This window comes from Mycobacterium sp. E1214, from assembly GCF_001666755.1.
GTDB lineage: Bacteria > Actinomycetota > Actinomycetes > Mycobacteriales > Mycobacteriaceae > Mycobacterium.
In genome coordinates, this window is the sequence record NZ_LZJC01000082.1 from 76,262 (window position 1) to 99,622 (window position 23,361).

Here is a 23,361-nt window from a genome sequence, read left to right on the forward strand (position 1 = left end):
AGATCATGGCCAGCCCGCCCGGGCCCGCGATCGGCGCGTTCTTCGACCTCGACGGCACGCTGGTCGCGGGCTTCACGGCGATCATCCTCACTCAGGAGCGGCTGCTGCGCCGCGACATGGGCGTGGGCGAGCTGCTCAGCATGGTGCAGGCGGGCCTGAGCCACACCCTGGGGCGCATCGAGTTCGAGGACCTCATCGGCAAGGCCGCCGCGGCGCTGGCCGGGCGGCTGCTCGACGACCTGGAGGAGATCGGCGAGCGTCTGTTCGTCCAGCGCATCGAGTCGCGGATCTACCCGGAGATGCGCGAGCTGGTGCGGGCCCACATGGCGCGTGGCCACACCGTGGTGCTCAGCTCGTCGGCCCTGACCATCCAGGTCAACCCCGTCGCGCGCTTCCTGGGCATCCCCAACATGCTGACCAACAAGTTCGAGGTCAACGACGACGGCATCCTCACCGGCGGCGTCGAAAAGCCGATTCTGTGGGGGCCGGGCAAAGCCGCTGCGGTGCAACGCTTTGCGGCAGAGCACGACATCGACCTGAAGGACAGCTACTTCTACGCCGACGGCGACGAGGACGTCGCCCTGATGTACCTGGTCGGCAACCCGCGCCCCACCAACCCCGAGGGCAAGATGGCGGCGGTCGCCAAGCGCCGCGGCTGGCCGATCCTGCGGTTCAACAGCCGCGGCCCGGTCGGCCTGCGACGGCAGGTGCGCACGCTCGCCGGCCTCGGCTCGATCGTCCCGGTCGGGGCCGGGGCGGTCGCCATGGGTGTGCTGACCCGCAACCGCCGCCGCGGGGCCAACTTCTTCACGTCGGTGTTCTCCCAGACGGTGCTCGCGACCACCGGCGTGCACCTCAACGTGGTGGGCAAGGAAAACCTCACCGCGCAACGCCCGGCCGTCTTCATCTACAACCACCGCAACCAGGTCGACCCCGTGATCGCCGGCGCGCTGGTCAACGACAACTGGGTCGCGGTGGCCAAGAAGGAGCTGCAGAAGAACCCCATCATGGCGCTGCTGGGCAAGGCGCTGGACGGCGTGTTCATCGACCGCGACGATTCGGCGGCCGCGCTGGAGACGATGCGCACGGTGGAGGAGCGGGCCAAAAGCGGCCTGTCCATCGTGATGGCGCCGGAAGGGACCCGGCTGGACACCACCGAGGTCGGCCCGTTCAAGAAGGGCCCGTTCCGCCTCGCGATGGCCGCGGGAATTCCCATCGTGCCCATCGTGATTCGCAACGCGGAGATCGTCGCCGCCCGCAATTCCGTCACCATCAACCCGGGCACCGTCGACGTGGCCGTCTTCCCGCCGATCTCGGTGCAGGACTGGACGTTGGAGGATCTGCCCGAGCGCATCGCGGGGGTCCGCCAGCTCTACCTCGACACGCTGGCCAACTGGCCCGTCGACGAGCTGCCGCAGGTGGACCTCTACGCGGAGAAGCAGGCGGCCCGCGCGAAGAAGGCCCCGGCCCGCAAGGCTCCGGCCAAGAAGGCTCCGGCTCGTAAGGCCGCGGCCAAGGCGCCCGCCAAGAAGGCCGCGGCGAAACCCGCTGAGCCGCGGAGCAATCCGAACGAGTCGCAGGTCGACCTCGGCAATGGCGAGGCGCTGCAGTCCCGGGATCACCAAGGGCACCCGTGACCGAACTGGCCGCCGATGCCAGCGCGGTGCTGACCGGGCGCGATTGCCTGGTGCTGGCGGCCATGACCTCACCGGTCGAGGCGCAGCTGGTCACGGCGTGGCTGGAGCGGCAGCGCGCCGGCCGCCCGGACGCGGCCGTCAACCTGGTCACGCTGCCGCCGCTGGACGCGCCGGCGTCGGCCCTGATGGCGTTCGCCGAGCAACTCGAGTCGGGCCTGGACGCGGGGGAGGACCGATCGATCGTCCCGGTGCGGGTGTTCTGGCTGCCTGCACCCGATCGCGGGCGCGTCGCCAAGCTCGCCGGGTTGCTGCCCGGGCGCGACCCCTACCACCCCAACCCGCGGGAGCAGCAGCGCATCGTGGCCGCCGCGCCGCAGCGCGCGCGGGTGGTCGCGGGGGAGGCGGCCACGGTGTCGGAGCTGCGCCGGCAGTGGCGCGACACCACCGCCGCGCAGGACAAGCGGGACTTCGCCCAATTCGTGATCCGGCGCGCGCTGCTGGCCATGGAGCGCGTCGAGTACCGCATCCTCGGACCCCAGTACAAATCCCCCCGGCTGGTGAAGCCGGAGATCTTGGCGTCCAACCGGTTTCGCGAAGGCCTGAAGAAGATCCCCGGCGCCACGCTGGACGAGGCCGGCAGCATGCTCGACGAGCTCGCCACCGGGTGGAGCCGCGTCTCGGTGGACCTGGTCTCGGTGTTGGGCCGGATGATCTCGCGCGGGTTCGATCCCGAGATCGACTACGACGCCTATCAGGTCGCGGCGATGCGCGACGCGCTGGACGCGCACCCGGCCGTCCTGCTGTTCTCGCACCGGTCCTACATCGACGGCGCGGTGGTGCCGGTGGCGATGCAGGAGAACCGGCTGCCGCCGGTGCACGTATTCGCCGGCATCAACCTGTCGTTCGGGGTCATGGGGCCGCTGCTGCGCCGCTCCGGCGTCATCTTCATCCGCCGCAACATCGGCACTAACGCGCTCTACAAATACGTGCTGCGCGAATACGTCGGCTACATCGTCGAAAAGCGGTTCAACCTGAGCTGGTCCATCGAGGGCACCCGCTCGCGCACCGGCAAGATGCTGCCGCCGAAACTCGGCCTGCTGTCCTACGTCGCCGACGCCTATCTCGACGCACGAAGCGAAGACATTTTGCTGCAACCGGTTTCGATCAGCTTCGACCAGTTGCACGAGACCGCCGAGTACGCCGCCTACGCCCAGGGCGGGGAGAAGACGCCCGAGGGCGTGGGGTGGCTGTACAACTTCATCCGCGCGCAGGGCGAGCGCAACTACGGCAAGATCTACGTCCGCTTCCCCGAGGCCGTGTCGATGCGGCAGTACCTTGGGCCGGCGCACGGCCCGCTGGCGCTCGATCCCGACGCGAAACGGCTTGCGCTGCAGAAGATGTCGTTTGAGGTGGCGTGGCGCATCCTGCAGGCGACGCCGGTGACGGCGACGGGTCTGGTGTGCGCGTTGCTGCTCACCACCCGCGGCGCAGCGTTGACGCTCGATCAGCTGCACCACACCCTGCAGGACTCGCTGGACTACCTGGAACGCAAGCAGAATCCCATCTCCACGAGCGCCCTGCGGCTGCGCACGAGCGACGGTGTGCGCGCCGCGGTGGACGCGCTCTCCAACGGGCACCCCGTCACCCGGGTGGACGGCGGCCGGGAGCCGGTGTGGCAGATCGCTCCGGAGGAGCAGCACGCCGCCGCGTTCTACCGCAACTCGGTGATCCACGCCTTCCTGGAGACCTCGATCGTCGAGCTGGCGCTGGCGCACGCGCGGCACGCACCCGGTGATCGCCGCGAGGCGTTCTGGGCGCAGGCCATGCGGCTGCGCGACCTGCTCAAGTTCGACTTCTATTTCGCCGACTCCGCGGCATTCCGCGGCAACATCGCCGAAGAGGTTGCCTGGCACGACGATTGGGAAGCGCACGTCGCCGCCGGCGGCGCTGAGATCGACGCGATGCTATTCGCCAAACGGCCTCTGATGGCCGACGCCATGCTGCGGGTGTTCTTCGAGGCCTACGAGATTGTCGCGGACGTGCTGCGGGACGCGCCGCCCGACGTCAGCCAGCAGGACCTGACCGAACGGGCGCTGGGCGTCGGCCGGCAATACGTCGCGCAGACCCGGGTGCGCAGCAGCGAATCGGTCTCCACCCTGCTGTTCGCCACCGCCTGGCAGGTCGCCGCCGACCAGGACCTGATCGGAACCGGCCCGGATCTGGGCGCGCGGCGCGACGCCTTCCGCCGGGAGCTGCGCGATGTGCTGCGCGACTGCGACTACATCGGGCAGATGGCGCGCCGGCAGTTCGTCGCCCGGGAGTTCAAGGCCCGTCAGGCCCGCCAGGACGGCCGCCCGGCCTAGCGCGGCGCCGCGGGCCCATACCCTGGATGCATGACGGTTGCCCGGCCCGCCGACACGGCGCACGCCACGGCCGCGGACGCGTCGCCCACGCCCGGGCGGCGCCCGCGGGTGTGGCCGGTGCTGGCCGGGGTCGCGGCGCTGGCCGGCGCCACGGCGGCCGGCCTCGGGGCGCTGTCGCTGGCCGACGCGCTCAGCGCCACCGGCCTGCCCAACCCCGGCCCGGCCACCACGCTGGGGCTGCCGTTCGTGCGGGCGGCCGGGGAGATCGCGGGCGTGCTGGCCGTCGGATCGTTCTTGTTCGCCGCGTTCCTGACGCCGCCGCAGCGCAGCGGGATCCTCGACGCCGACGGGTACCGCGCGCTGCGTCTGGGCACCGCGGCCTCGGCGGTGTGGGCGGTGTGCGCCGCGCTGCTGATCCCGCTGACCATCTCCGACGTCTCGGGCCGCCCGCTGGCCGAGCAGCTCGACCCGGCGCGGCTGTGGTCGCTGGCGGGCCTGATCACCACCGCGTCGGCCTGGCGGTGGACCGCGGTGCTGGCCGCGGCGGTCACGCTGGCCAGCCTGTCGGTGCTGCGCTGGTCGTGGACGCCGGCGCTGCTGGCCGGGTCGTTGCTGACGCTGCTGCCGCTCGGGCTGACCGGCCACTCGTCGGCCGGTGGCTCCCACGACCTGGCCACCAACAGCCTGCTGATCCACCTCGTCGCCGCCGGCCTGTGGGCCGGCGGCCTGCTCGCTCTGGTCGTCCATGCGCTGCGTGGTGGCGGTCGGCTGCACCTGGCTGCCCGGCGGTTCTCCGCGGTGGCGCTGTGGTGCTGGGTCGCGATGGCGCTGAGCGGCCTGGTCAACGCCTCGGTGCGGCTGACACCGGCCGACGTGCTGGGTTCCGGGTACGGGCGGCTGGTGATCGTGAAGTTCGTCGCGCTGTGCGCGCTGGGCGTCCTGGGCTGGCGCCAGCGCCGCTCGGCGGTGGCCGCGCTGGAGACGGCCCCGGCCGCGGCGCGCCGGGCGCTGCTGCGGCTGGGGCTGGTCGAGGCGACAGTGTTCGGCCTCACCTTCGGCGTCGCGGTCGGCCTCGGGCGCACCGCGCCGCCGCCCCCGCCGTCGCGGCTGCCCTCGATCGCCGAGGCCGAGATCGGCTACGACTTCGACGGCCCGCCCACGGTGGCGCGCCTGCTCCTCGACTGGCGCTTCGACCTGATCTTCGGCTCGGTGGCCCTCGTGCTGGCCGGGGTGTACGTGGCGGCGGTGCTGCGGCTGCGCCGCCGCGGGGACGGCTGGCCGCCGGGCCGCACCACCGCCTGGTTGCTCGGCTGCGTGGTCCTGCTGTTCGTGACGTCCTCGGGCGTCGGGCGCTACATGCCGGCGATGTTCAGCGTCCACATGATCGTGCACATGTGTCTGTCGATGCTGATCCCGATCCTGCTCGCCCTGGGAGCGCCGGTCACCCTGGCGCTGCGGGCGCTGCCCGCGGCCGGGCGCGACGGCCCGCCGGGCCCGCGGGAATGGCTGTTGGCGGCGCTGCACAGCCGGCTGTCGCGAGTCCTGACCAATCCGGTGGTGGCCACCGTCCTGTTCGTCGCGGGCTTCTACGGCCTGTACCTGTCGAGCCTGTTCGACACCACCGCGAGCAGCCACGCCGGACACCTGGCGATGAACCTGCACTTCCTGATCAGCGGTTACCTGTTCTATTGGATCGTGATCGGGGTGGACCCGACGCCGCGGCCGATCCCGCCGCTGGCCAAGGTGGGCGTGGTGTTCGCCTCGCTGCCGCTGCACGCGTTCTTCGGCGTGGTCCTCATGGGCACCAAGAAGGTGTTGGCCGGCGACTACTACCGCTCGCTCGGGCTGAGCTGGCACACCGACCTGCTGGGCGACCAACGGCTGGGCGGCGGCATCGCGTGGGCGGCCGGGGAGCTGCCCCTGGTGCTCGTGATGCTGGCGCTGCTGGTGCAGTGGGCGCGCAGCGACGACCGCACCGCGCGGCGGCTGGACCGGGCCGCCGAACGCGACGACGACGCGGATCTGGCGGCCTACAACGCGATGCTGGCCCAGCTCGCCGGCCGAGAGGCGCCGCGACGCCCCAGCGCGTCCCCGGCCGACTCCGACTGATCCCCAGTCGCCGGTTACTCCACAGGTTCACATTCGGGCGCCGTGGCGTCGCCCGCTCTGTCGGTGCCCATTGGCTGACTGGCGGGCAGTCACGCGCAACACCGAAAGGAATCAGCCCATGTTCGAAACACCGCTGACCATCGTCGGCCACATCGTCACCAACCCCGAGCGCCGCCAGGTCGGCAGCCAAGAGGTCATCAAGTTCCGGGTGGCCAGCAACTCGCGCCGCCGCACCGCCGACGGCGGCTGGGAGCCGGGCAACTCGCTGTTCATCAACGTCAACTGCTGGGGCAAGCTGGTCACCGGGGTGGGCGCGGCGCTGGGCAAGGGCGCGCCGGTGATCGTGGTGGGCCACGTCTACACCAACGAGTACGAGGACCGCGACGGCAACCGCCGCTCGTCGCTGGAGCTGCGGGCGACGGCGGTGGGGCCCGACGTCTCCCGCGCGATCGTGCGCGTCGAGAAGCCCGGTTACGCGGGGCCCAGCCCGGACGAGGTCGCCGCTCACGCGGTGGCCCCGCCGTCGGGAACCGCCGGGCCGCAGGCGTCCGGCGAAGGAAGCGAGTCGGCCGCGCTACCACTATCGGCCTAGTGTCGCCGCGCGGTGCCTAGGATGGTCGCGACAGGCGAATAGCGCTGAGAAGACCAGAAAGGCACAACCGCGGCATGGCTGAGTTCATCTACACGATGAAAAAGGTCCGCAAGGCGCACGGCGACAAGGTGATCCTGGACGACGTCACGCTGAGCTTCTATCCGGGAGCCAAGATCGGCGTGGTGGGCCCCAACGGCGCCGGTAAGTCGAGCGTCCTGCGGATCATGGCCGGCCTGGACAAGCCGAACAACGGCGACGCCTTCCTCGCCAACGACGCCACCGTCGGCATCCTGCAGCAGGAGCCGCCGCTGAACGAGGAGAAGACGGTCCGCGGCAACGTCGAGGAGGGCCTGGGCGAGATCAAGGTCAAGCTCGACCGGTTCAACGAGGTCGCCGAGCTGATGGCCACCGACTACACCGACGAGCTGATGGAGGAGATGGGCCGGCTGCAAGAGGAGCTGGACCACGCCGACGCGTGGGACCTCGACTCGCAGCTGGAGCAGGCCATGGACGCGCTGCGCTGCCCGCCGCCGGACGAACCGGTGACCAACCTGTCCGGCGGTGAGCGGCGCCGCGTGGCGCTGTGCAAGCTGCTGCTGTCCAAGCCCGACCTGCTGCTGCTCGACGAACCCACCAACCACCTGGACGCCGAGAGCGTGCAGTGGCTCGAGCAGCACCTCGCGGCCTATGCGGGCGCCGTCCTGGCGGTCACCCACGACCGCTACTTCCTGGACAACGTCGCGCAGTGGATCCTGGAGCTCGACCGCGGCCGCGCCTACCCCTACGAGGGCAACTACTCGACCTACTTGGAGAAGAAGGCCGAGCGGATCGCGGTGCAGGGCCGCAAGGACGCCAAGCTGCAGAAGCGGCTCACCGAGGAGCTGGCCTGGGTGCGCTCCGGCGCCAAGGCCCGCCAGGCCAAGAGCAAGGCCCGGCTGCAGCGCTACGAGGAGATGGCCGCCGAGGCCGAGAAGACGCGCAAGCTCGACTTCGAGGAGATCCAGATCCCGGTCGGGCCGCGGCTGGGCAACGTGGTGGTCGAGGTCGAGCACCTCGACAAGGGCTTCGGGGGTCGCACCCTCATCAAGGACCTGTCGTTCACGCTGCCCCGCAACGGCATCGTCGGCGTCATCGGCCCCAACGGCGTCGGCAAAACCACGCTGTTCAAGACCATCGTCGGCCTCGAGGAGCCGGACAGCGGCACGGTGAAGGTGGGCGAGACGGTCAAGCTCAGCTACGTCGACCAGAGCCGCGCCGGCATCGACCCGAAGAAGACGGTGTGGGAGGTCGTCTCCGACGGCCTCGACTACATCGAGGTCGGGCAGAACGAGATCCCGTCGCGGGCCTACGTGTCGGCGTTCGGGTTCAAGGGCCCGGACCAGCAGAAGCCCGCCGGCGTGCTGTCCGGCGGTGAGCGCAACCGGCTGAACCTGGCGCTCACCCTCAAAGAGGGCGGCAACCTGATCCTGCTCGACGAGCCGACCAACGACCTGGACGTCGAAACCCTGAGCTCCCTGGAGAACGCGCTGGAGAAGTTCCCCGGCTGTGCGGTGGTCATCTCCCACGACCGCTGGTTCCTGGACCGCACCTGCACGCACATCCTGGCGTGGGAGGGCGATGCCGACAACGAGGCCAAGTGGTTCTGGTTCGAGGGCAACTTCGGTGCCTACGAGGAGAACAAAGTCGAACGACTCGGCGTCGACGCCGCCAGGCCGCACAGGGTGACCCACCGGAAGCTGACGCGCGACTAGTGTCAGCTCGTGCCCCGGCCCGGACGGGTGGGGCGAGCGAGCCGCGCCGACCAGTTGGGAGCAATCGGCATGACGATAGATCCCGGAGCGAAACAGGATCTCAAGCCGTGGACCACGTTCACCCAGCCGCAGGACGTCCCTGACTGGATCGCGAAGGCCTACATCGAGAGCTACCGCGGTCCGCACGGCGAAGAGCCGGGCGCCGCCGAGAGCGGTCCGATCGACCTCACCGTGCCCGCGGCCATCGTCACCCCCGCCATGCTCGGCGCGCACTACCGTCTGGGGTCGCAACGCCCCGCCGGCGAGAGCCGCGTCGCCGTCTACCCGGCGGATGACCCGGCCGGCTTCGGGCCCGCGCTGCAGGTCGTCACCGACCACGGCGGCATGCTGATGGACTCCGTCACGGTGCTGCTGCACCGGCTCGGCGTCCCCTACGCCGCCATCATGACCCCGGTGTTCGACGTGCGCCGCGATCCCTCCGGGGCCCTGCTCAACGTCGAGTCGAAGGGGGCCGACTCCCCGCAGTACGCCGGCGAGGCGTGGATCCACGTGCAACTGCTGCCGTCGGTCGACAGCAAGGGCCTCGCCGAGGTCGAGCGTCTCCTCCCGAAAGTGCTGACCGACGTGCAGCAGGTGGCCAGCGACGCCGCCGCGCTGATCGCCGCGCTGACCGACCTGGCGGTGGCGGTCGAGGACAACGCCGACGACCACTTCGCCGCGCCCGACCGCGATGACGTGGCCGCGCTGCTGCGCTGGCTGGGCAACGGCCACTTCCTGCTGCTCGGCTACCAACGGTGCCGGGTGCACGACGGCCTGGTCTCCGCCGCCGAAGGCTCGCCGGGCCTCGGCGTGCTGCGCACCCGCACGGGCGCCCGGCCCCGCCTGACCGACGACGACCGGCTGCTGGTGCTCGCGCAGTCCGTCGTCGGCAGCTACCTGCGCTACGGCGCCTACCCTTACGCCATCGCCGTGCGCGAATACGTCGACGGTGGCGTCCTGGAGCACCGGTTCGTCGGGCTGTTCACCGTGGCCGCCATGAACGCCGACGTGCTGGAGATCCCGACGATCTCCCGCCGGGTGCACCAAGCGCTCGCGCTGGCCGACAGCGACCCCATCCACCCGGGCCAGTTGCTGCTCGACGTCATCCAGACCGTCCCCCGCTCGGAGCTGTTCACCCTGGGCGCCGAACAGCTGCTGACGATGGCCAAAGCGGTGGTGGACCTGGGGTCGCAGCGGCACGCGCTGTTGTTCCTGCGCGCCGACCGGCTGCAGTACTTCGTCTCCTGCCTGGTCTACCTGCCCCGCGACCGCTACACCACCAAGGTGCGCCTGCAGATCGAGGACATCCTGGTCCGCGAATTCCGGGGCACCCGGCTGGAATTCACCGCCCGCGTCAGCGAATCTCCGTGGGCGCTCATGCACTTCATGGTCCGGCTGCCGCAAGAGGGCAGCGCCGAGCAGGGCGCCCCGCCGGTCGACGTGTCCGAGGAGAACCGGATCCGCATCCAGGCGCTGCTCTCCGAGGCCGCCCGCACCTGGACCGACCGGCTGGTCGCCGCCGCGGCGGACCGGCCGCTCGAGCACGCCGACGTCGAGTACTACGCGGGGGCCTTCTCCGAGGCCTACAAGCAGTCCGTCGACCCCAAAGACGCGATCGACCACATCGCGATCATCAAAGCGTTGCAAGACGATTCGGTGAAGCTGGTGTTCACCGACCGCGGCGAGCACGGGGCGCAGCTGACCTGGTTCATGGGCGGCCGCACCGCCTCGCTGAGCCAGCTGCTGCCGATGCTGCAGAGCATGGGCGTCGTGGTGCTCGAGGAGCGGCCGTTCACCGTCGAGCGCCCCGACGGGCTGCCGGTGTGGATCTACCAGTTCAAGGTCTCGATGCACCCGACCATCGAACTCGACGCGACGGCGGCGGAACGCGACGCGACCGCGCAGCGCTTCGCCGACGCGGTCACCGCGATCTGGCAGGGCCGCGTCGAGGTGGACCGGTTCAACGAGCTGGTGATGCGTGCGCGGCTGACCTGGCAGCAGGTGGTGCTGCTGCGCGCCTACGCCAAATACCTTCGCCAAGTGGGCTTTCCGTACAGCCAGTCCTACATCGAGTCGGTGCTCAACGAGCACCCATCGACGGCTAGGTCCCTGGTAGCGCTCTTCGAGGCGCTGTTCGACCCGCGCCCGTCCAGCGCGTCGACGGGCCGCGACGCGCAGGCCGCCGCCGCGGCGGTCGCCGCCGACATCGACGCGTTGATGAGCCTCGACACCGACCGCATCCTGCGGGCGTTCGCGTCGCTGGTGCAGGCGACGCTGCGCACCAACTACTTCGTCACCCGCGAAGAATCGGCGCGGGCCCGCGATGTCTTGGCGATCAAGCTCGACGCGCAGCTGGTCGACGAATTGCCGCTGCCGCGGCCGAAATACGAGATCTTCGTCTACTCGCCGCGCGTCGAGGGCGTGCACCTGCGCTTCGGGCCGGTGGCCCGCGGTGGCCTGCGGTGGTCGGACCGCCGCGACGACTTCCGCACCGAGATCCTGGGCCTGGTGAAGGCCCAGGCGGTCAAGAACGCCGTAATCGTCCCGGTCGGCGCCAAGGGCGGCTTCGTCCTCAAGCGTCCGCCACTGCCCACCGGCGACGCCGCGGCCGACCGCGACGCCACCCGCGCCGAAGGCGTCGCCTGCTATCAGCTGTTCATCTCCGGGCTGCTCGACGTCACCGACAACGTCGACCACGCGACCGGAAAAGTCAGCGCCCCACCGGAAGTGATCCGCCGCGACGGCGACGACGCCTACCTGGTGGTGGCCGCCGACAAGGGCACGGCCACCTTCTCCGACATCGCCAACGACGTCGCGAAGTCCTACGGGTTCTGGCTGGGCGACGCGTTCGCCTCGGGCGGCTCGGTGGGCTACGACCACAAGGCCATGGGCATCACCGCCAAGGGCGCCTGGGAGGCCGTCAAACGCCACTTCCGCGAGATGGGCGTCGACACCCAGACGCAAGACTTCACGGTGGTCGGTGTCGGCGACATGAGCGGTGACGTGTTCGGCAACGGCATGCTGCTGAGCAAGCACATTCGGCTCCTCGCCGCCTTCGACCACCGGCACATCTTCGTGGACCCGGATCCCGACCCGGCCGCCTCGTGGGAGGAGCGCCGGCGCATGTTCGAGCTGCCGCGCTCCAGCTGGGAGGACTACGACGCCTCGCTGATCAGCGAGGGCGGTGGGGTGTACAGCCGCGAACAGAAGGCGATCCCGGTCAGCCCGCAGGTCCGCGCCGCGCTGGGCATCGACGCCCCGGAGGACGCCGGGGCGATCGAGATGACCCCGCCCAACCTGATCAGGGCCATCCTGCAGGCGCCGGTGGATTTGCTGTTCAACGGCGGCATCGGCACCTACATCAAGGCCGAGTCGGAATCGGACGCCGACGTGGGTGACCGCGCCAACGACCCGGTGCGCGTCAACGGATCTGCGGTGCGCGCCAAGGTGATCGGGGAGGGCGGCAACCTCGGCGTGACGGCGCTGGGCCGCGTCGAGTTCGACCTGTCCGGCGGCCGCATCAACACCGACGCGATGGACAACTCGGCCGGTGTCGACTGCTCCGACCACGAGGTCAACATCAAGATTCTGATCGACTCCCTGGTCACCGCGGGCAAGGTGAAAGCCGAAGAACGCAAAGCGCTTCTGGAGTCGATGACCGACGAGGTCGCCCGCTTGGTGCTCACCGACAACGAGGACCAGAACGACTTGATCGGCACCAGCCGCGCCAACGCGGCCAGCCTGCTGCCGGTGCACGCCCGGCTGGTGCAATATCTCGTCGACGAACGCGGCATCCACCGCGACCTGGAGGCCCTGCCCTCGGAGAAGGAGATCCAGCGCCGCTACGACGCCGGCATCGGGTTCACCTCCCCGGAGCTGTGCACCATGATGGCGCACGTCAAGCTGGCGCTCAAGGAGGAGTTGCTGGGCACCGAGCTCACCGAGCAGGACGTGTTCGCGTCGCGTCTGCCGCAGTACTTCCCGACGCCGCTGCGGGAGCGCTTCACCCCGGAGATCCGCAGCCATCAGCTGCGCCGCGAGATCGTCACCACCATGCTAATCAACGATCTGGTGGACACCGCCGGCATCAGCTACGCCTTCCGGATCACCGAGGACGTCGGCGTCGGACCGGTCGACGCCGTGCGCACCTACGTCGCCACCGACGCCATCTTCGGCGTGGGGGAGATCTGGCGCCGCATCCGCGCGGCGAATCTGCCTGTCGCCCTGTCCGATCGGATGACGCTGGACACTCGGCGGCTGATCGACCGGTCCGGGCGTTGGCTGCTCAACTACCGCCCGCAACCCCTGGCCGTGGGCGCCGAGATCAACCGGTTCGCCGCCAAAGTCAAGGCGCTGACGCCGCGGATGTCGGAGTGGCTGCGCGGCGACGATAAGGCGATCGTGGAGGCCGAGGCCGCCGAGTTCGCCGCGCAGGGGGCCCCCGAGGACCTGGCCTACACGGTGTCCGCCGGGCTCTACCGCTTCAGCCTGCTCGACATCATCGACATCGCCGACATCAACGACATCGACGCTGCCGAGGTCGCCGACACCTATTTCGCGTTGATGGACCGGCTGGGCACCGACGGTCTGCTCACCGCGGTGTCGCAGCTGCCCCGCAACGACCGCTGGCATTCGTTGGCGCGCTTGGCGATTCGGGACGACATCTACGCCTCGGTGCGGTCGTTGTGCTTCGACGTGCTGGCGGTCGGGGAGCCCGACGAGAGCGGGGAGGAAAAAATCGCCGAGTGGGAACACCTGAGCGCGTCGCGCGTCGAACGGGCCCGCCGCACGCTCCTCGAGATCCAGGAGTGCGGCGAGAAGGATCTCGCGACCCTGTCGGTCGCGGCGCGGCAGATCCGCCGCATGACCCGCACCAGCGGACGGGGGTCGTCGAGTTGAGCGCCGGCTTCGTCGCCCCGGTGCTGGTGCGCTGGTCGGACATCGACATGTACCAGCACGTCAACCACGCGACCATGGTGACGATCCTGGAGGAGGCGCGGGTCCAGTTCCTGCGCGAGGCGTTCGAGGTCGACATCAGGACCATCGGGTTGTTGATCGCCGAGGTGAAGGTCGCCTACAAAGCCCAACTGCGGCTGACGGATTCGCCGCTGCAGGTGACCATGTGGACCAAGCGGTTACGGGCGGTCGACTTCACGCTGGGCTACGAGGTGCGCTCGGTCAACGCCGACCCGGCGTCCAAGCCTGCCGTCATCGCCGAGTCGCAACTGGCCGCCGTCCACATCGAGGAGGAGCGGCTGGTCCGGCTGTCGCCACAGCATCGGGAGTACTTGCAGCGGTGGCTGCGGTAGGCGAGCGCGGACTTTGGCTGGGCGAGCCGCGGGCCGCCCACCGCAGGGACCTGGCCGCGTTCGTCGAGCACGCGCTGCGCCTGGACGACGCCGCGATCGTCCGGCTCCGCGCCCGGTCGCCGGATCTGTTCACCGCTTGGGTGGCAACGGGTTTCGACGTGCTGGCCAGCCGCGTGGTGGCGGGACGGTTGCGCCCGGCAGACATGTCGGTGGGCGCCGACGCGCTGGCGCGCGGCCTGGAGTCGCCGGACGCCGCCGGTTACGTCGACCCGGGGTTCGCGATGGATTCGGCGTGGCGGGGAGCGTTGCCGCCGGACACCGGCTTCGCCCACCTCGAAGACATCCCCGCCCGGGTGATCCTCGACCTGGCGCAGCGGGGGGCGCGAGTCGCCAAGGAGCACAGCAGCTCTCACGGCCCACCCGTCTCGCTGCTGGATCAGGAGGTGATCCGGGTGAGCGCGGCCGACACCCAGGTGGGGTTGCCGATGCGCTGCGTGTTCGCGTTGACCGCCATGGGTTTTCTGCCGCAGTCGCCGGATGCCGTGGCCTCCGACGAACGGATTCGGGTCCGCATCCTGCCGACGTGGCTGCGCGTCGACGCCCGGTTCGGGTCGGTGTACCGGCGCCGCGGCGACCCGGCGTTGCTGTTGAGCTGAGCGACGGGCGCCCGGATCAGGCTGAGTTTAATTCGCCGCCGACCGCGTTCACGTGCCGTAGCGCAACCACAACGGAAGCACGGCGTCCAGGTAGTCCATGAACTTCTTGAGGCCGACGCGAAACTGCCCGTAGCCGTATGGGTCTTCGGCGTACTCCGGGAAGGCGATGCCCAGCCCGAACAGCCCCGGCGCGATGATCCCGTTCTTCTTGTTGTAGTCGAGCACCCCCCACTGCGGGGTTCGCGGCAACGTCCGGCGCTCGAACCCGACCGTGTAGACGACACGGTCGCACTCGGCCAGCCTGTCGTCGAACGCGGGATCGCCGACCCACACCCGCTCCAGGCGGTCGGGCAGCACGCCGTCGACGTTCTCCCGGGCCCACTGCGCCGCGCGGCCCTTCAGGCCGGTGTCGTCAAACAAAATCCAATCATCAAGGTAGACCGCGTATTTCAACGGGCCGCGGTAGAAGTTGACCACCTTGCTCACCTGGTGGCGCAGCAGGTGCGGCAACACGATCATCGAGGAGTGCGACGAGCCGAAGACCGCCACCGTGGCGCCCTCGAGCGGCTCGTGCGCGAGCTTATCGGCGTCCAACGCGACCTCGACCGGGATCTCCTTGAGGTGGGGGTAGTCCAGCCTCTTGGGCACCGCGCCGACGGCCAGGACCACGTTCTGCGACAGCACCGTCCGCCCGGCGTCGATGTGCCAGTGCCGGTCGGACAGCGTCAGCGACGTGGCGGTTCCCTCGATCGCGTCAACCCGCTCGCGCAGCCGCGCGGTGACCCACGCCAGCGGCTCGGCGACCAGGGCGAGCGCGCACGTTTCCTGCGGGTCGACCTCGCGTAGCGGCGTCGGCGGCGCGTCGGCGAACTGGAAGGCGTTGGAAGCGTTCAGGAAATCCAGGAAGGTCCCGGCGATGGTGTTGCTCGACACCGACCGCCATTTCTGCCCCAGGTCACCGACCGCGAACGCCGGATCGATCCAGGCGATGCGCTGCGGCGCGACCCCGTGATCGAGCAGGCGCCCCACCGCGGCGATGCCCGCGGGGCCCGCCCCGATCACCGTCCACGCGTAATTCGGCATGCACCAGATATAGAGCAGTCGGCCGCGCGGTGCTCGACGGGACTCAGCGCTGCGGGGGCGCCGGCGTCTCGACCAACCACGCCGCGGCGTCCGGCGCCAGGGCGCCGTCGACCAGCGCGGCGCTGGCCAGCAGCACCTCGCCGGGCGGCAGCGGGACCGGTTCCGATCCCGCGTTGAGCGCGCACACCAGCCCGCCGCCGCGGCGGCGAAAGGTCAGCGCGCCGTCGCGCGCCGGCACCCATTCGATTTCCGTGCCGGCGAATTCGCTTCGCGCGCGGCGCAAGCCGAGCGCCTCGCGGAAGAAGCTCAGCGTCGAATCGGGATCGGCGTCTTGCTTCTCGACGGTCAGCGACGCCCACCGGGCCGGCATCGGCAACCAGGTGTCGGGCGACGACGAGAAGCCGAAGGGCGGTTCGTCACCCGACCACGGAATCGGCACCCGGCACTTGTCGCGGCCGCGCTCGGAATGCCCCGAGCGTTCCCACGTCGGGTCCTGCAACACCTCGTCGGGCAGGTCGAGCACGTCGGGCAGCCCCAGCTCCTCCCCGTTGTAGATGAACACCGAGCCCGGCAGGGCGAGCATCACCAGGGCCATGGCGCGCGCCCGGCGCAGGCCGACCTCCCCGTCGCCGTAGCGGGTCACCTCGCGCCCAACGTCGTGGTTGGACAACGTCCAGGTGGGCGTGGCGTCCGCGAGGGCCGTGGCCGCCAGCGAGTTCTCGATCGCGTCGCGGACCTCGGCGGCGTCGAAGTCGATCTTGGTCAGCCGGAAGTTGAAGCCCAGGTGCAGTTCGTCGGGCCGCAGGTACTCCGCCCAGCGGGCGTTGTCGGTCACCCAAACCTCGCCGACCGTGACCGCGTTGGGGTAGTCATTCATGACCCTGCGGATGTCGCGGTGAATGTCGTGCACGCTCGGGTTGTTGAACCGCGGGTCGTCGTCGGTGTGCTGCAACACCTTCGACCCGGTCTCCGGGGCGTCCGGCAGGCCGGGCGGCTTGGCCATCCCGTGGGCGACGTCGATGCGGAACCCGTCCACCCCGCGCTCCAGCCAGAACCGCAACGTCTTCTCGAAGTCGTCGAAGACGTCGGGGTGCTCCCAGTTGAGGTCGGGCTGCTCGGTGTCGAACAGGTGCAGGTACCACTGGCCGGGGTTGCCGTCGGGCTCGACGACGCGCGTCCAGGCCTGGCCGCCGAACACCGAGGTCCAGTTGTTCGGGGGCAACTCGCCGTAGGAGCCGCGGCCGTCGCGGAAAAAGTAGCGCTCGCGGGCGTCGGTGCCCGGGCCGGCGGCCAGCGCCGCGACGAACCAGGGGTGCGCCGAGCTGGTGTGGTTGGGCACCACGTCCATGGTGACCTTGATGCCCCGCTCGTGCGCGGCGGCGATCAACCGCTCCGCGGCGGCCATCCCACCGAACAGCGGGTCGATGTCGCGCGGATCGGCGACGTCGTAACCGTGGTCGGCCATCGGCGACACGGTGACCGGGTTGAGCCAGATCGCGTCGACCCCCAGGCGTTGCAGGTGCCCGAGGTGGGCCGTCACGCCGTCCAGGTCGCCGACGCCGTCACCGTCGCTGTCGGCGAAAGAGCGGGGATACACCTGGTAGAAGACCGCGTTTGACCACCACGGCTCGGGGCTCATGCTGCTCCGTTCAGTTCGGGCTGGGCGTCAGAAGGCGGAGTTGACCATCGAATGGGCGGCCATCTCCAAATAGGAGAGCAGCTCTCGGCGGTGCTCGTCGTCGAGGGTCTGGGCGTCGATCGACGCGACGGCGGTGTGCATGCGGCGCAGCCAGGCGTCGCGCTCCAGCGGCGTGATGCGAAACGGCGCGTGCCGCATCCGCAGCCGGGGATGCCCCCGCCGGTCGGAGTAGGTGCGCGGGCCGCCCCAGTACTGCTCGAGGAACATCCGCAGCCGTTCCTCCGCGCCCGCCATGTCGTCCTCGGGGTAGAGGTCGCGCAAGATCTCGTCCTCGGCGACCAGGGCGTAGAACCGCGACACGATCGCGTGGAACGTGTCGGCGCCGCCGACGGCGTCGTAGAAAGACTGCGTTACCTGATCCATCGCCTCCATTGTGGTGCATCGTCGCGACCGCCGGCCCACACGGCCCGCGCCCACCTCTTGCTGTTCACCGTTTCGACACGGCACGCACCTGCAATAGGGGTGCGATTGGCGGCGAATCGTGGTGGACTGTTCGCGGAGGATCTATGGCGCAGGGCAAGAGACGCCGCAGCCACCGCAGTCCGGGTGCCGCGGCAGGGTTAACCGGGCCCCTAACCGCGCCGCCCCTGCATAGCCTCGATTGCCACCCCCGCGTCGACACCCATCCGCCTACCCGGCACGACGCCGCGTCAATCTGGAGCCGGCGCCGGGTGCTGCTGCTGAACTCGACCTACGAGCCGCTGACCGCGCTGCCGATGCGACGCGCCATCGTGATGGTCATCTGCGGCAAGGCCGACGTGGTGCACGACGACCCGGCCGGCCCGGTCATCCACTCGGCGACCCGGTCGATCGCGATGCCGTCGGTGATCCAGCTGCGCTCCTACGTGCGGGTGCCGTACCGGGCGCGGGTCCCGATGACCCGCGCCGCGCTGATGCACCGCGACCGGTTCTGCTGCGCCTACTGCGGCGCCAAGGCCGACACCGTCGACCACGTGGTGCCGCGCAGCCGCGGCGGCGACCACTCCTGGGAGAACTGCGTCGCCTGCTGCTCGACCTGCAACCACCGCAAGGGCGACAAACTGCTCAGCGACCTGGGCTGGGTGCTGCGCCGGACGCCGTCGCCGCCGACCGGTCAGCACTGGCGGCTGCTGTCCACGGTCAAAGAGCTCGACCCGGCGTGGGCCCGCTACCTCGGCGAGGGCGCGGCGTAGCTGGCCGCCCGCGCCGAATCGCGCGGCGCCTCGTGCCCCGCCGGACCGCCCGGTGGGATACGGTTTCCCTCGTGAGCCTTCTGCAGATCCACCTGTACTTCATCGGGATACCGCTGCTGGTGGTGCTCGCGCTGGTGGTGCTGATCTGGTCCCACAAGGGGCCGCACCCCGCGAGCTACCGGCTGCCGGACAAGTGGACCCACGCGCCGATCCTGTGGGCGGCCAGCGACGAGGACGTCGGCGACGCCCATGGCGGACACGCGACGTCGGAATTCTCAGTGGGAGGTGGCGCCAGTGGCACGTGGTGAGCTAGCGACGATCGAGCCCGGCGAGCTGCCCAAGGGCGCGGCGATCACGGCCAGCGGCCGCATCTCTGCCGTCACCGAGCCGGGTGAGCTTTCGGTGCACTACCCGTTCTCGATCAAGGAATTGGTCGCCATCGACGACGCGGTCAAGTACGGGTCGCGGGCGTCGCGGGCCCGGTTCGCCATCTACCTCGGCGATCTGGGCACCGACACCGCCGCCCGGGCACGCGAGATCCTCGCCAAGGTGCCGACGCCGGACAACGCGGTGCTGCTGGCCGTCTCACCCGACCAGAAGGCGATCGAGGTCGTCTACGGCTCGCGCGTTCGCGGCCGCGGCGCCGAGTCGGCCGCACCGCTGGGGGTGGCGGCGGCGGCGTCGTCCTTCGCCCGCGGCGACCTGGTGGATGGGCTGGTCAGCGCCATCCGCGTGCTAAGCGCCGGCATCTCGCCGGCCTAGTCGCCCGGTGAGCCGCCGGGCGCGGATCGGCGCGGTGGCGCTGGCGGCCGCGCTCGCCGGTTGCCTGCCGCTCGCGCCAGCCCGGGCAGAGCCCGGCGCGATGTTCGGTGACCCGGCCAAGGCCGCGCAATACTGGGCCCGGCAGAGCTACGACAACAACTGCGTCCTGATGTCGGTGGCGGGCGTCGTCGGGCAGATCACCGGGCGGATGCCGGGCGAGCAGGAGGTCATCGACGTCGCCCAGCACCTGCCCAGCGTCGCGCACCAGGGCAAGACGGTGTTCACCGACGTCAACAACGGTGAGCTGGTCAACAGCCTGGACATCGTTGCGCTGCTGGGCCATTACGGTGTCGGCGCCACCACGTCCGAACAGTCCAACGCAGGCGCCGCGCTGGACGCCCTGAAGTCCGCGCTCGGGTCCGGGCACGCCGCGCTGGTACCGGTCAGCAGCCGCGTCATCTGGCACGTCGACGAGGCCGACCGCGGTCCCAGCGACCACGAAGTGGTCGTCACCGGCGTCGACGCCGACGTCGGCGTCGTGCACCTCAACGACAGCGGCACCGACGACGGGCGCGACGCGCAGCTCCCCGTCGCCAACTTCACCTCGGCCTGGGCGGCCGGCGACTACGAGCTGACGGTGACCCAACAGACGGTGCAGTGAGCGATGGCACCCGGTTCGGGGTTTGCCGGCGCCGAACTGTCTTCGCCGGGAATTCCCGTTGAACTGCCGGGTTGATTCGGCCACCGGAATTCCCCTCCGTGATTTATGTTGCTAAGCGGCTCCCGCGATCGCGGGCAGCCCTGACCCGCTTCGGCGCGATCGAGGAAGAGGAATCGACATCAACGGGGTCCTTCCCGGGCTCGCGCCCAGCCGGCGTGCCGCCAGGGCCTGGTGTTTCGCGGTGCTCGTCGCGGTCAGTGCGGTGTGCAGCCCGGCCCTCGCGGTGCCGGCCGCCGCCGACGCGACCGGGATGTTCGGTGACCCGGGCAAGGCCGCCGAGTACTGGGCGCCGCAGTCCTACGGCAACAACTGCGTGCTGATGTCCGTGGCCGACGTCGTCGGGCAAGTCACCGGCCAGATGCCCAGCGAGCACGAAGTCATCGCCCTCGCGCAGAACACCCCGAGCGTCGCGGAAAGCGGAAAGACGGTGTACGCCGACGTCGACGGCGACGGCGTCGACACCCGTGACATCTCAGTGTTGTTGGCGCACTACGGAATCCACGCCACCACGTCCGAAGAGGCCAAGGGCGAGGCCGCCCTGAACGCGCTGGAGGCGGCGCTGGGCTCGCGGCACGCGGTGATGATCGCGGTCAGCAGCGCCACCATCTGGGAGGGCCACCAGGCCAAGGCCGGCGACCACGAGGTCGTGGTGACTGGCGTGGACGCCGGCAACGGCGTCGCGCACCTCAACGACAGCGGCGCCGACGACGGCCGCGACGAACAGGTTCCCCTCGCCACGTTCATGTCGGCCTGGGGCGGCGGGGATTTCGAGATGACCGTCACCGCCGAGACGGTGCGCTGACACCGACCGCCTCAGTGCGCGCCCGCGTCGAACCGGCGCGCCCGCAACGACCGCTTCACACCCGCCTGGCCCTCCAGCACCAGCCGGCGCAGCGCCGGCGGGACCTTCGGGTCGGACAGGAACTTGTCGGCGGCCGCGACGCCGTCGTCGCTGATGTCGGCGTACGGGTAGAGCCCCACGACCACCGTCTGGGCGACCTCGCTCGACCGCCGCTCCCACACGCCGGAGATGGCGTCGAAATACCGGGCCGTGAACGGCTTGAGCAGTTCGGCCTGACCGGGCACGGAGAAGCCCCCGATGATCGCGCGGGCTGTGATGTTGGCGAGCGTGTCGTCCTCGACCACCCGCGTCCAGGCGTCCTCCTTGACCCGCGCCTGCGGCCGCGCGGCCGCGGCCTGCGCGCCGTGCCGCTTCCCGGCGGCCGTGGGGTCGCGCTGCACCTCGGCGTCGATGAACGGCGTCTCGGGCCCGTCCGCGTCGACCTCGCCCGCGGTGGCCAGCGCGGTGACGATGCGCCAGCGCAGGTCGGTGTCGATCTCCAGCCCGGGTAGCCCCAACTCGGCCGGGTCGTGGTCGAGCAGGTCCGCCAGCGTCACCACGTGCCGGGTCGACAGCACCGACGAACACAGCGTGTTGACGAACGCCAGCTGGTGATCCGAACCCGGTGGGGCGCTGCGCGCCAGGTCCAGCAGCAGGTCGGCAAACTCCGGCCAGCCGTGTTCGCGCGCCCACTCCGGCTCGGCGTAGGAGCCCAGCGCCGTCTGCGCCTGCAGCAGCAGTCGCTGCGCCACCCCGACTTCGGTCTCGGCGTGCACACCGCCGGACACCAGCGCCACGAAGTCGCGGGCGCGCAGCTCGGCCTCGCGGGTCATCTCCCACGCCGCCGACCACACCAGCGTGCGCGGCAGCGGCTCGGCGATGTCGGCGATCCGGCGCAGCGCCGTCTCCAGCGAGTCGGCGTCCAGCCGCAGCGAGCAGTAGGTCAGGTCGTCGTCGTTGACCAACACCAGCTTGCCCCGCGAAATACCCACCAGCGCAGGCACTTCGGTGACCGGGCCCTCGACGTCGAGCTCCTCACGGTGCACCCGCACCAGCTTGCCGGTGCCGCCCGTGGCGTCCTCGTCATAGATGCCGACCGCCAGCCGGTGCACCCGGGTCTCCCCGGCGCCGGGTGCCGCCCCGCCCTGCGTCACCGCGAACCGGGTGAACCTGCCCTCGGCGTCGGTGTCGAAGTCGGCGCGCAACGTGTTCAGCCCGGTGGTCTTCAGCCATTGCTGGCCCCAGTCGGACAGGTCCCGGCCGGACGCGTTCTCCAGGGCGGCGACCAGGTCGCTAAAGGTGGCGTTGCCGAAGGCGTGCGCGCGGAAGTAATCCCGCAGCCCGGCCAGGAAATGCTCGAGCCCGACGTAGGCGACGAGCTGCTTGAGCACCGACGCGCCCTTGGCGTAGGTGATGCCGTCGAAGTTCACCTCCACCGCGTGCAGGTCCGGGATGTCGGCGGCGATCGGGTGCGTCGACGGCAGCTGGTCCTGGCGGTAGGCCCACGACTTCTCGACGGTCGCGAATGTCGTCCACGCCGAGGTGTATTCGGTCGATTCTGCCTGGCACAACACCGAGGCGAAGGTGGCGAAGGACTCGTTGAGCCACAGGTCGTCCCACCACGTCATGGTCACGAGGTCGCCGAACCACATGTGCGCCATTTCGTGCAGCACCGTCTCGGCGCGCCGCTCGTAGGAGGCGCGGGTGACCTTGCTCCGGAAGACGTAGTCCTCGAGGAAGGTCACCGCCCCCGCGTTTTCCATTGCCCCGGCGTTGAATTCGGGCACGAACAGTTGGTCGTACTTGCCGAACGCGTACGGCACCCCAAAATTGTTGTGGTAGAAGCCAAAACCCTGCTTGGTCTCGGTGAATAGCCGGTCGGCGTCCATGTGCTCGGCCAGCGACGCCCGGCAGTAGATGCCCAGCGGGATCTCGCCGTGCTCGTCGCGGTAGCTGTCGGTCCACCGCGCGTACGGGCCGGCGATCAGGGCGACCAGATAGGTGCTCATCCGAGGGGTGGTGACGAACGTGTGCACCCGGGTCTCGCCGGAGTCGGCGACGGACGCGGGCGCGCCGTTGGAGATAACCTCCCAGTGCTTGGGCGCGGTGACCTGCACGTCGAACGTCGCCTTGAGGTCCGGCTGGTCGAAGCAGGCGAACATGCGCTTGGCGTCGGCCGTTTCGAATTGCGAGTACAGGTAGGTCTCGTCGTCGACGGGGTCGACGAAGCGGTGCAGGCCCTCGCCGGTGTTGGAGTAGAGGCAGTCGGCGTCGACGACGAGGACGTTGCGCTGCTCGAGCCCTGGCAGCGGGATGCCGGTCGCCTCGTCATAGCCGGAGACGTCGAGTCGGTGGCCGTTGAGTTCGGCGCTGTGCACCGTCGCCGCGGCGATGTCGACGACCGTGTCGGCGCCGGGCAGCGCGTCGAAGGTCACCGTGGTCGTCGATCGGAACGTCCGGTCGCCCGGCGCCCCGGTCGCGCCGTCGGTGAGATCGAGGACGATGCGATAGCTGTCCACGGTGAGGACGGCGGCGCGCTCGACGGCTTGGTCGCGGGTGAGGTTAGGAAGAGCCACCCGATCAATTTACGTGTGCTGCTCTACGGGAACAGGAGCGAGCCGCCTACG

Annotated in this window: 17 protein-coding genes; 13 read left to right on the forward strand and 4 right to left on the reverse strand. The window is 70.2% G+C overall.

Translation table 11 applies throughout. The features are described from left to right. Positions 1 to 5 precede the first annotated feature (5 nt). The 8 genes from A5700_RS09940 (at position 6) to A5700_RS09975 (ending at position 14,456) form a co-directional block, all read left to right on the forward strand. Positions 6 to 1,637 carry an HAD-IB family hydrolase/lysophospholipid acyltransferase family protein gene (locus A5700_RS09940; protein ID WP_231973793.1) on the forward strand — a complete coding sequence of 544 codons (1,632 nt, stop codon included), beginning with the start codon at positions 6 to 8 and terminating at the stop codon, positions 1,635 to 1,637. Beyond that, positions 1,634 to 4,000: a glycerol-3-phosphate 1-O-acyltransferase gene (locus A5700_RS09945; protein WP_068069977.1), complete on the forward strand. Its 2,367-nt coding sequence runs from the start codon at positions 1,634 to 1,636 to the stop codon at positions 3,998 to 4,000. The genes A5700_RS09940 and A5700_RS09945 overlap by 4 nt, the downstream gene beginning before the upstream one ends. Before the next feature lie 30 nt (positions 4,001 to 4,030). Beyond that, positions 4,031 to 6,109: a cytochrome c oxidase assembly protein gene (locus A5700_RS09950; protein ID WP_068069979.1), complete on the forward strand. Its 2,079-nt coding sequence runs from the start codon at positions 4,031 to 4,033 to the stop codon at positions 6,107 to 6,109. 118 nt (positions 6,110 to 6,227) lie between these two features. Next, positions 6,228 to 6,701: a single-stranded DNA-binding protein gene (locus A5700_RS09955; protein WP_068069981.1), complete on the forward strand. Its 474-nt coding sequence runs from the start codon at positions 6,228 to 6,230 to the stop codon at positions 6,699 to 6,701. A 74-nt stretch (positions 6,702 to 6,775) separates the two neighbouring features. After that, positions 6,776 to 8,452 carry an energy-dependent translational throttle protein EttA gene (gene ettA / locus A5700_RS09960; RefSeq protein WP_068069983.1) on the forward strand — a complete coding sequence of 559 codons (1,677 nt, stop codon included), beginning with the start codon at positions 6,776 to 6,778 and terminating at the stop codon, positions 8,450 to 8,452. A 69-nt stretch (positions 8,453 to 8,521) separates the two neighbouring features. Further along, positions 8,522 to 13,390 (forward strand): NAD-glutamate dehydrogenase, encoded by a 4,869-nt coding sequence (locus A5700_RS09965; protein ID WP_068069985.1) that lies wholly within the window; start codon positions 8,522 to 8,524, stop codon positions 13,388 to 13,390. Then, positions 13,387 to 13,800 (forward strand): thioesterase family protein, encoded by a 414-nt coding sequence (locus A5700_RS09970; RefSeq protein ID WP_068069987.1) that lies wholly within the window; start codon positions 13,387 to 13,389, stop codon positions 13,798 to 13,800. The genes A5700_RS09965 and A5700_RS09970 overlap by 4 nt, the downstream gene beginning before the upstream one ends. After that, positions 13,788 to 14,456 (forward strand): hypothetical protein, encoded by a 669-nt coding sequence (locus A5700_RS09975; RefSeq protein ID WP_068069989.1) that lies wholly within the window; start codon positions 13,788 to 13,790, stop codon positions 14,454 to 14,456. The genes A5700_RS09970 and A5700_RS09975 overlap by 13 nt, the downstream gene beginning before the upstream one ends. A gap of 48 nt (positions 14,457 to 14,504) precedes the next feature. Here the strand turns inward: A5700_RS09975 and A5700_RS09980 are convergent, their stop codons facing one another. The 3 genes from A5700_RS09980 to A5700_RS09990 form a co-directional block, all read right to left on the reverse strand. Further along, positions 14,505 to 15,518: an FAD/NAD(P)-binding protein gene (locus A5700_RS09980; RefSeq protein ID WP_068070053.1), complete on the reverse strand. Its 1,014-nt coding sequence runs from the start codon at positions 15,516 to 15,518 to the stop codon at positions 14,505 to 14,507. A 64-nt stretch (positions 15,519 to 15,582) separates the two neighbouring features. Next, positions 15,583 to 17,178 carry a glycoside hydrolase family 13 protein gene (locus tag A5700_RS09985; protein WP_068069991.1) on the reverse strand — a complete coding sequence of 532 codons (1,596 nt, stop codon included), beginning with the start codon at positions 17,176 to 17,178 and terminating at the stop codon, positions 15,583 to 15,585. Positions 17,179 to 17,205: 27 nt separating this feature from the next. Further along, entirely contained in the window at positions 17,206 to 17,601 is a 396-nt protein-coding gene (locus A5700_RS09990) for a globin (RefSeq protein ID WP_068070055.1), read from the reverse strand. Positions 17,602 to 17,744: 143 nt separating this feature from the next. On the opposite strand from A5700_RS09990, the gene A5700_RS09995 reads away from it, so the two are divergent. From A5700_RS09995 to A5700_RS10015, 5 genes are all read left to right on the forward strand, one after another. Then, positions 17,745 to 18,410: an HNH endonuclease gene (locus A5700_RS09995; protein WP_068069993.1), complete on the forward strand. Its 666-nt coding sequence runs from the start codon at positions 17,745 to 17,747 to the stop codon at positions 18,408 to 18,410. A gap of 80 nt (positions 18,411 to 18,490) precedes the next feature. Continuing rightward, positions 18,491 to 18,718, forward strand: coding sequence for a hypothetical protein (locus A5700_RS10000; protein ID WP_068070057.1), 228 nt, complete (start codon positions 18,491 to 18,493; stop codon positions 18,716 to 18,718). Next, entirely contained in the window at positions 18,705 to 19,172 is a 468-nt protein-coding gene (locus tag A5700_RS10005; RefSeq protein WP_068069995.1) for a DUF5130 domain-containing protein, read from the forward strand. Before A5700_RS10000 ends, A5700_RS10005 begins: the two co-directional genes overlap by 14 nt. A gap of 7 nt (positions 19,173 to 19,179) precedes the next feature. Beyond that, complete coding sequence (locus tag A5700_RS10010; protein WP_068204685.1) at positions 19,180 to 19,833, forward strand: hypothetical protein; 654 nt, start codon at positions 19,180 to 19,182, stop codon at positions 19,831 to 19,833. Between the two features lie 241 nt (positions 19,834 to 20,074). Then, positions 20,075 to 20,695, forward strand: coding sequence for a hypothetical protein (locus tag A5700_RS10015; RefSeq protein WP_068069999.1), 621 nt, complete (start codon positions 20,075 to 20,077; stop codon positions 20,693 to 20,695). 11 nt (positions 20,696 to 20,706) lie between these two features. Here the strand turns inward: A5700_RS10015 and pepN are convergent, their stop codons facing one another. Further along, positions 20,707 to 23,310: an aminopeptidase N gene (gene pepN / locus A5700_RS10020; protein WP_068070001.1), complete on the reverse strand. Its 2,604-nt coding sequence runs from the start codon at positions 23,308 to 23,310 to the stop codon at positions 20,707 to 20,709. Positions 23,311 to 23,361 lie beyond the last annotated feature (51 nt).